This is a genomic window from Marinilabilia sp., from assembly GCF_016278715.1.
Lineage (GTDB): Bacteria > Bacteroidota > Bacteroidia > Bacteroidales > Marinilabiliaceae > Marinilabilia.
On record NZ_JADQBH010000220.1, the window covers coordinates 18282 to 27318 of the forward strand.

The 9037-nt window shown below is 40.7% G+C and carries 8 protein-coding genes and 1 pseudogene; 2 read left to right on the plus strand and 7 right to left on the minus strand.

Translation table 11 applies throughout. The features are described from left to right. Nucleotides 1–8: 8 nt before the first annotated feature. Nucleotides 9–722, plus strand: a complete 714-nt coding sequence (locus QZZ43_RS13465; protein WP_291860313.1) for a hypothetical protein — start codon at nucleotides 9–11, stop codon at nucleotides 720–722. Nucleotides 723–776: 54 nt separating this feature from the next. Then, on the plus strand, nucleotides 777–1979 hold the full coding sequence (locus QZZ43_RS13470) for a hypothetical protein (protein WP_291860316.1): 1203 nt from the start codon (nucleotides 777–779) through the stop codon (nucleotides 1977–1979). A gap of 6 nt (nucleotides 1980–1985) precedes the next feature. Here QZZ43_RS13470 and QZZ43_RS13475 read toward each other — a convergent pair whose 3' ends face one another. The 7 genes and pseudogenes from QZZ43_RS13475 to QZZ43_RS13505 all read right to left on the minus strand — a co-directional run. Further along, the gene (locus QZZ43_RS13475) at nucleotides 1986–2645 is read right to left on the minus strand and encodes a septal ring lytic transglycosylase RlpA family protein (RefSeq protein ID WP_291860319.1); all 660 of its coding nucleotides are present in this window, start codon (nucleotides 2643–2645) and stop codon (nucleotides 1986–1988) included. A 70-nt stretch (nucleotides 2646–2715) separates the two neighbouring features. Further along, nucleotides 2716–3468: a tetratricopeptide repeat protein gene (locus QZZ43_RS13480; RefSeq protein ID WP_291860322.1), complete on the minus strand. Its 753-nt coding sequence runs from the start codon at nucleotides 3466–3468 to the stop codon at nucleotides 2716–2718. A gap of 234 nt (nucleotides 3469–3702) precedes the next feature. Beyond that, nucleotides 3703–5526, minus strand: a complete 1824-nt coding sequence (locus tag QZZ43_RS13485) for a BatD family protein (protein ID WP_291860324.1) — start codon at nucleotides 5524–5526, stop codon at nucleotides 3703–3705. Nucleotides 5527–5555: 29 nt separating this feature from the next. Next, nucleotides 5556–6368, minus strand: a complete 813-nt coding sequence (locus QZZ43_RS13490; protein WP_291860327.1) for a tetratricopeptide repeat protein — start codon at nucleotides 6366–6368, stop codon at nucleotides 5556–5558. Continuing rightward, entirely contained in the window at nucleotides 6292–7332 is a 1041-nt protein-coding gene (locus QZZ43_RS13495; protein ID WP_291860331.1) for a VWA domain-containing protein, read from the minus strand. The genes QZZ43_RS13490 and QZZ43_RS13495 overlap by 77 nt, the downstream gene beginning before the upstream one ends. A 194-nt stretch (nucleotides 7333–7526) precedes the next feature. Next, complete coding sequence (locus tag QZZ43_RS13500; protein ID WP_291860334.1) at nucleotides 7527–8516, minus strand: VWA domain-containing protein; 990 nt, start codon at nucleotides 8514–8516, stop codon at nucleotides 7527–7529. A gap of 15 nt (nucleotides 8517–8531) precedes the next feature. Then, nucleotides 8532–9037, minus strand: a pseudogene (locus QZZ43_RS13505) (hypothetical protein); the annotation flags it as partial.

The window sequence follows — 9037 nt, forward strand, 5'->3', positions numbered from 1 at the left end:
GTCAACCTATGAAGTTTTTATTCTTAAAAAGAAATGTATTTCTGAGGCTATTGCTTATATTTTCTTTTTTAGGCTCTTTTTTATTTTCCAGCGCTCAGATGCTGGAAACTAAATACAAATTATCGCTTTCCGCCGGCACGGGAACACTCCATGGAAATGAGTCAAATATTTTTTTTCCTGATTTTGTAACTCAGAAAATTGAAAACTACAATCTGGTATGTACAAGAAAAGTTTTGACCTGGATGGATGCAGGCCTTTCAATTGGTTATTTAAAGTTGAATTCAATTGATTTGAGTGAAGGTCCTATTAAAAATATGACCTCTTATCAGGGCAATATCAAAGGAGGAGGTCCTGTGTTTTCATTTCATCTGCCTTATGTGAGGTCAGGAATTTGGAACCGTCTTATTCCCCTAATCCGGGTTTCTTCAAGTATGCAGTTTCTGGAGAGTGAAAGGGTAATTGAGTTTGATAATGTCATTTTTTATGAGGGAGCTGAAGAAATTTCCCCAACTGTAAGGATGCCTGAAGCGGATATGGGAGTCGGGTTTTCAATTAATCCGGGTATAAAATATCGTGCTTCCCAGTTTTTTGGCCTTTATCTTGGGTTAGCGTATTCCTATTTCTCTTTCAATACAAAATATGGGAGTGAACAGTTAAAACCCTTATTTTTTGAAGTGGGACTTTCGCTGAATTTTGGAAATTACAAAACTTTATATTTATAGTCCTTTGGGGGATTTTCTGGATTTTGTCCAAAATATTTTATAAAACCTAAAATTATGAGACTTAAACTGTCAGTCTTTTTGTTTTTTGCAGCTGTTTCATTGAGCATTGCTCAATCAGATTTCCGCCCCGGCTATGTTATTTCCAATTCACAGGATACTGTTTTTGGACAGGTTGACTATCGGGGAGATATCCGGAACATGAAAGTTTGTACTTTTATTCCAACGGGGCAAGCAACTGAAAAAGAATATTATCCAGGTGATGTTTATGGCTACCGCTATTCGGACAATGGTAAGTTTTATGTTTCAAAGTTCATTGATACTGACGAGGTGACGGATACTGTATTTGTTGAATTTTTGTTAGAAGGAATATCAAATCTTTATTACTACGAACAACCACAATATGCTACTTATCTTGTTGAGCAAGAGAATGGTGAAATTTATGAACTGACTAATGAAGATGTTATTTCAGAACATGAAGGCAAAGTTTATTCAACCAAGAGTCAGCGCTACAAAGGAGTGTTGAAATATGCCTTTGCTGATGCTCCTGATATCAGTTCCAGGATTTCTTCCACCAATTATACGCACGAGTCATTAATAAAGGTGACAAAGCAGTATCATGATTATGTGTGCGATGGGGAACAGTGTGTTATTTATGAAAAGAATGTTCGCAAAGGCAAACTAAATGTGGTGCCATTGCTCGGCTATTCTATCTCCAGTTTTAATCCTAAATCAAGTTTTATCAAGGATGACGTTAGTTATGATAACAGCTCTTCTTTCGCTTTTGGTGTTGGAATTGACTGGCAGGCAGCCTGGTTGAACGAGAAGCTCTCCATTTTTAGTTCCCTTATCTTTTGTGATGACCAATATATTGGGAAACAAGACAATCCAAGATGGAATCGAACCTATAATGCCAAGTCCTCAACAATGACTTTAAATGCGGCGCTGAAATATACTTATCCGAAAGGTAAGATTCAACCCACATTTTATGGAGGGGCACTTTCTGTATTTGAACTGGATAATGAGTTGAGTTATGTTGATTATTATCCAACAGAAACTAAAGAATTTGATTTAACCGAACCATATCCTTTTGGGATACAGGCAGGAATTGTTTTAGGAACGGGACTTGATATCTCAGTTGGAGAAAAAAATAAGATTGTGACGCAGATTTTGATATCCCGCACCTGGCCTATTACTGAATTTGAATTTTTACGACTTGAGCGGACAAGAGCTGTTTTTACTGTTGGTTATGCTTTATAAATTCAATTACAACTGAATGATAAAGCAGTCGGGAAATACTTTTTGCAATCGCTTAAGGTGTTTCCCGGCTTTTTCTTTTGTTGCTTCCACTCCTACAATCAATCGGTTTACGGTTTTTCCCTTTACGTTGGCAACCAGAACATAAATATTTCCTGGAATCTCTTTTTTTACTTTGTCAGAAAGGCGAATCAGATTGTCTATTTGACTGAAGCTACCAATCTGAACTCCATAACCACTAAGAGTCTTTGAATGGACATCTATTTGAAAATACTCTTTGACGGGTAAATGAGGTAATTCTTTAGGTTGCTTTTCGGAGGTTTGTTCAATTTTCACTTTAATTAAACCATCTTTCACCGCATCAAGTTGAATGGCAGCACTTTTGGAGAGGTCAACAATACGGCCTTTTACAAAGGGGCCACGGTCGTTGACACGCACGAATACTGTTTTGCTGTTTCTAAGGTTTGTCACTTTGAGCATTGTGCCAAAGGGGAGCGACGGATGGGCGGCAGTAAGCTTTGAATGGCTGTATATTTCTCCACTGGCGGTTTGGCGTCCTTCGAACTTATCAGCGTAATAAGAAGCCAGCCCTGTTGTTGTATTGTTTTGTGCACAGAGGCCGGAAATAAGACTAAACACCAGCATTAAAGTCAGAATGTGTTTTTTCATCAAAAGAATGCTTATCCGGTCTGGTGTTTTACTGTTATTCATATTATAAATCTCAGCCTCAGTCTCAGCCTTAAATCACCTCCACTTCCGATTCATGAATCCATCCTTCACTTCCATCCTGAAGTTTGATGTTCCACCATTCCCCAAGTTTGGAAAGCAACTGTACCTTGGTCCCCTGATGTAATACAAAAAGGTCCGTACCACTTTGATCGGGCGAACTTTTTATGTTGACCGTGGGAGTGAAGATAATGGCATGGTTTCGTTCAACAAGTTTTGTTTTCTGATAGGATGAGAAGCTATAGAATACCCCGGATGCCAGAAGAAAAAGGATGGCAGCGGAGAATCCCGTTTTTTTTAGAAAAACCTGGCTGCCAAAAAAATAAAAACCCAATCCTGTGAGGAATAGAATAAAAGCAATAATGGAGTAGAGGGCCCACCCGTTGGAATCGTTAAGGTTCCTGATATTTTGAAACCATTTGGTGAGAAAGAAAGTGCCTACCTGTTCTATCTCATCAGCGGTCTGACTGTAGGCCAGTTCCAGGTTGTAACGGATATCCGGGTCCTGAGGTGCCAGCAACAATGCCCGTTCGAAATTGAGAATCGCTTCCGGCAGTTGCCCGTTCTTGTAATATGCATTGCCCAGATTGTAATAGAGCGCAGCACTTTCCAGCCCCGATTGCTGAATCCCTTCATATAGTTCAATCGCTTCTTCGTATTGTCCGTCAGTATATAACTGGTTTCCTTGTTCCAGCCGATCATCCTGAGCCAGGAGACTGAAACTTATAAAAAGTACCGTTGTAAGTGCTATTATCTTTGTTTTCATTCGTCTAAAATTTTGTAATTGTCTGATAAAAAACTAATTAAAAATTTGAGAATTCACACTCCTCGGAAGAACCGCTTCGCTCTCGTATTATTAATTTTATTCAAACACATTTTCTGGATCAAGGAGACAAGTTGTTAAATCCTTGTCATGTTGGTTTCATTTCTCTTTGTTTCTGTTTTTTCTTGTAATACCATTGAAGAGACCCCCTTGAGGGGTAATAAGGGGCCCATGGCTCTAAGCCTTTTTCCCCTTTAAATTATTTTCCAGTTTACTGATGACATCAATGGATTCCTGATAAAGTCCTTCTTTTTTGGCTGGTTCACCTGCCGGTGCATAACGGGCATATTCGCAGGTATCCAGAATTTCCAGAAGCTTTTCTGTGTTGTCTGTTTGGGCCCCATTGCTTTCCAGTTCCTGGCGGATATTGTCCGTGCTCAAATCCGACAGAGGAATTACCAGCTTATCACTGATATATCCCCAAAGTCCTTTGGAGAGTTCTTCATAAAAGGCCTCGTTATTTCCTGATTTCAGATGATGAGCGGCTTTTTTCAGTCGCTTCCGTGCAACTTTATTGGCCTGCCTGGTCTTTTTTAATGATATATTGGCATTCTCTTTAATTTTTTGGCGATAGACCAACCAAATGATGATGAAGAGAACCAGCGGAATCAGATATCCCAACACAAATTTCCATGAACCAAAGAAAAAAGTATTTATTGGTTGCAGATTATTTTTGTCTGTTTTGATATAACGGATATCTTTCCCAACAAACTTAATGCCCTCCCTGTTGGCAGCTGCAGGGCCGGAGGGTTGCTGACTTCCTGTTGCGGCCATTTCTCCGTTGGATTCCACCTGGATGGCGATTTTCTGACTTCTAAGCGTACGATATTGCTCAATTGAAGGGTCAAAATAGACATATTCAACCGGGGGAATTTCGTAAGTACCCGGATGACGAGGGATTATTAATTGTTCGTAAGTTTTTGAACCTTTATTCCCGTTTGAGGTAATGCTTAAATTACTTGACGTATTGGGGTCAAAGACATCAAAATCAGGTGGAAAATTGAGACTTGGACTGTCAGCAATTTTAAGATTCCCGGTTCCGGAAATGACTGTTTTCAGGGTTATTCCATCATTTACTTTTACCTGGTTACTTGAAACGGAAACGTCCATGTCGAGTTTACCCACCACACCACTGAAATTATTTGGCTTTGGGGTGGGAAGTGGTTTTACATTTATGGTAACACCATCCGAAATAACAGTACGCCTTACGGTTCGGTGTGTGTCAAAGAAATTATCAAATATATTGTTGGATTGTCGGGTTTGTCTTATCCTCACGAGAAACTCAATGGAGATGGGATCAATCTTCATTTGACCGGAGGTTTGAGGATAGACAATCTTTTGATTGTAAGTGCCCACGCGGTAGGTTTTGCCGTTTATATTTTCCAGAGACCACTCAATATTTTCACTTCCTGTAAGGTCTTCAGCAATAAAGTTTCGAAAAGTGGGGTGTTGAATGTCCGAAATGCCTTCTAAATTGACACGAGTGAATATTTTTGTGGTCAATAAAACCGGCTGGTCCTGATAGACACTGGTTTTATTGGCCCTCATGGTAATAAATAGGTCATCATCGCCAATGGCACCCGATTGATTTTCGGTAACACCAGGAGTTTGGCCCGGTTCCTTCCCGGCTTCAACAACTGTTATTTTCAGACTATTGGACTCATATTTCTTTCCATCCACTTCAATGGTGGCAGGAGGAATGGTAAAAGTGCCCTGGGCATTGGCTTTAAGAATGTAAGTGTAAGTGTATTCCTCTTCTCTGCTTACCTTTCCATTAATTATTTGAACCTGCGAACGTTGCGATGTGGTTGGCCCCATCAGGATTTGAAAATTCTCCAATTCAGGGGCTCTGAGATTATTTCCCGGTTTGTTAACCTTGTAAACCAACTGAAATCGTCGGCCTTCCTCCACAGAACCAGGTGCTGAAGCATTAAATTCCACGTTCTGGGCCGTCAGAGTTAATGGAAACAGTAATAATATGAATAATAAATATGATTTCATTTTGACTTTTTCTCTCAGTTATGAATCTGTTACCAATTCTTTTCTATCTGTCTTTGCTGAGATTGCTTGGCTTTTCTCAACTTTTCCTGTAATTCTTTTTCGTCTTCTTCAAGTGATTGCAAAATACGTTCAGCATTTTCTTTTGAAATTCCTTGTCCTTGCTGTTCTTGTTGTTCCTGCTGCTGTTCTTGCTGTTCTTGCTGTTCTTGTTCTTCCTGCTGCTGTTCTTGTTCCTGCTCTTGTTGTTGTTCCTGCTCCTGCTCTTGTTCTTGCTCCTGTTCTTGTTGTTGAAGCATTTTCTGTGCAACAATTAAATTGTATCTGGTATCATTGTCCAGGGGGTCATTTCTCAACGCCTCTTTGTAAGCTTCAATACTTTTCTCCAGTTCCTGTTTGGCAAAAAAACCGTTTCCAATATTGTGGTAAATATCCGACAACCGTACTTTGTCGTTAGTGCTGCCAGTCAATGCCTGAAACTGCTCAATGGCCTGGTCAGTTTTTTCTTGTTTAAAGAGAGCATCACCCAGATTGAAACGGCCCTCAAAACTTTCCGGTTTCTTTTCGAGTGCTTTGCGGTATTCCACTTCTGACTCCACATATTTTTCATCCTCAAAATAATCGTTACCTCCACGAATAAAACGCCTTTCATTTTGCGCAGAAAGGGAAGAACCCATTGCGGCTAAAACAATCAAAAGCATAAGGAAATATCTCATTTGCATAGCAAAACTCTTTTTTTTCAAAAAACTACTAACTAAAAATTTACCACTAATTTGCCTCTTCTTCTGTAAAAAGGTCAATCTTGTTAAGTAATTTATTTTTTCTTTCGAGAATAATAAATTCAATTACAAGAATCAGCAAAGCAAGTGCTGCCAGGTATTGAAACTGGTCATTGTACTCGGAATAAACTTTAGCTTCTATTTCACTTTTTTCCAGTTCGCCCAGTTCATTAATCAGGTTATTCATACCTCGTCTGATGTTGTTGGCTGCAATATACTCTCCGTTTCCGGCTTCAGCAATTTGTCTCATCAGGTCGGGGTTCATTTTTGTGATGACTACATTGCCTGCGCGGTCTTTCAGGAAATTTGATTTATTTCCAGAATTCACAGGGATAGGTGCCCCGTCCGGACTTCCCATACCAACAGTGTAAACTTTAATGCCGTTTTCCTGAGCTGTTTTTGCTGCTTTGAGGGCATCATCTTCATGGTTTTCTCCATCTGTAATGACAACAATTGCACGATTGATGTCTTCCTGTTGGCTGAATGAATTGGTAGCCAGACGGATGGCCGACCCGATGGCTGTGCCCTGTGTGGGGACTATATCTGTATTGATGCTCGACAAGAATAGACGAGCAGAAGCATAATCTGTAGTGATGGGTAACTGAACGTAGGCTTCTCCGGCAAATACAATTAATCCGATACGGTCGTTTTGCAGGCGTCCTGTCAATCGTTCAATGGCCAACTTAGCACGTGCAAGCCTGCTGGGCTCCACATCTGTAGCATTCATGCTGTTGGAGACATCTAAAGCGATGACGAGCTCAATTCCTTTCCGTTTCACTGTCTCCAGCTTAGTGCCAAACTGTGGTGATGCAAGTGTTACAATGATAGCAGCCAGGGCCATCAGCAATAAATAGAACTTTACCGCTGGGCGAATGAATGATACATCCGGCATAAGATGACTCAGTAAATCCGGATTTCCGAATTTCTTCAGTTTCTTTTTTCTCTGGAACTGAAAATACAACTGCATGAATGCAAGTACCGGAATCAGAACCAGCAGATATAAAAATTCAGGATGTGCGAATCGAAACATATATCGTTGTTTTATTTATCTAATTCATTAATCCAAGGTTGAGGCTAAAGCTCAAATTATGTGAGTTATGCTTATCTTCCATTTAAAACCTAAAACTCAGAACTCCCTGCGCCTACCCCCTAACCCCCTGAAGGGGGAACTGGCCAACCACAACTTTCAACCCAAAACTCAGAACTCAAAACCCAAAACTCCTGTTACGGAAGATTCCTTAACACCGTATTCCTAAGCAGGATCTCCATGATTAACAAAGCCAGGGCCAGAAGGGCGAAGGGAATAAATTCCTCGGAGCGTTTACTGTATTCCTTAACTTCTATTTTGGTTTTCTCCATTTTGTCTATTTCCTGATAGATACCTCTCAGTTTTTCTTTATCCGTTGCCCGGAAATATTGACCTCCCGTAGTGTTGGCAATTTCCTGAAGCATCCCTTCATCAATTTTCACTTCCATGTTCTGCACTTGCTGACCAAATACAGTGGTGACAGGGAAGGGCGCTGTTCCGTGACTTCCTACTCCTATGGTATAGACCCTGATGCCAAAACTTTTGGCTATTTCAGCAGCTGTGAGTGGGTGTATTTCCCCCCTGTTGTTGACTCCGTCGGTAAGCAGTATAATCACTTTGCTTTTGGCGTCACTATCTTTTATTCGGCTCACTGCTGTTGAAAGCCCTAGTCCGATGGCAGTTCCATCCTGAAGCATGCCTGTCTGGACGTCTCTTATCAGGTTGGTCAGTACTGTGTGGTCGACAGTCAGTGGGCATTGAGTGAAACTTTCGGCTGCAAACACCACCAGTCCCATTTTATCATTTGGGCGGCCTGATATAAATTCAGTGGCCACATCTTTTGCTGCCTCCAGACGGTTTGGTTTGAAATCCATTGCCAGCATACTACCTGAAATATCTAATGAAACCATAATATCGATCCCTTCTGTCGTTACGTTTCTCAGACTGTCGGTCGACTGCGGACGGGCCAGTGCGATGGTCAACAAAATCACTGTCAGGCATCGTAAACCAAAAGGGACATGACGTAAGTAGGTCTTTCGGCTTTTACGAATGCGACTGAATCCCCTCAAGGAAGAGATTTGAAGAGAGGCATTTAAGTCCTTTTGCTTCCAGATATACCACCCAATCATGGGGATTAGTACCAGAAGCAAATAGAAAAAATGTGGATGCAAAAATGTATAGTTCATACCGAATAGGCCGGTTTATTGTTCAACTTCTTGTTGTTGCTTTTTATATTGTTTTGCTTGTTCCTCTGTTGGCTTGGGAGGTTCGTATTTTGTTTGATTCACAAAGAAATAAGCGTTAATTAGTGCCAAATCGTTTTCGTCGGGCAGAGGTTCCATCTTGGCAAACTTCACCAGGTCAGCTTGTTCGAGTACCTGTCTGATTTTTGTCAGAACTTTATCATCAGGCAAATCCACTGATTTTAGTGATTCCAGTATTTCAGATGTGATTTGTTCCGGAGCCGGAATGCCATATCTGTCTTCAATGTAATCACGCAACACATCCGTGAGATTGGAATGGAATGTTTTAACCTCGCCTTTTTGCCAGAGTTTTTCATGTTTGATGTGCTCCAATTCCCTAAGGGCTATTACGTGAGCCGGTTCTTTAGGCTTCTCCCGGATAAATGCTTTCAGCGGGTTGCGTCGTTTAACGTAAAACCAAATCCCGGCTGCAATGAGTAAAGAAATTAGTAGACCCCCAAGAA